This is a genomic window from Streptococcus sp. GMD6S (assembly GCF_000297015.1).
This window is the reverse complement of sequence record NZ_AJRH01000218.1, coordinates 1-745: the sequence shown is the minus strand read 5'-3', so window position 1 is coordinate 745 and position 745 is coordinate 1. Positions and strand designations below refer to the sequence as shown.

The following is a 745-nucleotide window of genomic DNA, read 5'->3' as shown; positions in this document are numbered from 1 at the left end:
GATTCGATCGAGGTGATTGCTCAAGGAGAAGAAGGCCTTCGAATCGATACCTCTGAAAAAGACCAAGAGTTGCTTCTCATTGCAGAAACAACCAATGATATGTTGGATCGCCTGGAAAAAAATATCCATGATATCTATCAGCTAGAGCTCAGTCAAAAAGATGCCAATATGCGAGCCCTGCAGGCTCAAATCAATCCTCACTTTATGTACAATACTCTGGAGTTTTTACGGATGTATGCCGTCATGCAAAGTCAGGATGAACTGGCAGATATTATCTATGAATTTAGTAGCTTGTTACGCAACAATATCTCTGACGAGCGGGAAACGACCTTGAAGCAGGAGTTGGAATTTTGCCGAAAATATAGCTATCTCTGCATGGTGCGTTATCCTAAATCCATTGCCTATGGTTTCAAGATTGCACCAGAATTGGAAGAAATGAGGATTCCAAAATTTACACTCCAACCATTGGTAGAAAACTACTTTGCCCATGGTGTTGACCATCGCAGAACGGATAATGTCATCAGTATCAAAGCCTTGAAGGGCCAAGGCTTCGTTGAAATCCTAGTGGAAGACAATGGTCGAGGAATGCCCGCTGAGAAACTAGCTAGCTTGCAAGAAAAATTAGCTCAACGAAGTTTTGAACACGAGGCAAGCTATAGTGGGGAGCGGCAATCAATTGGAATAGTAAATGTACACGAACGCTTTGTTCTCTACTTTGGGGATCGCTACCAAATCAGTGTAGAGT

1 protein-coding gene is annotated in these 745 nt (G+C 42.6%); it reads left to right on the top strand.

Annotated elements, in window-relative coordinates; all coding sequences use genetic code 11:
* Window positions 1–745: sensor histidine kinase (locus GMD6S_RS09780; RefSeq protein ID WP_000223180.1), on the top strand; the 745-nt coding region annotated here is incomplete at both ends.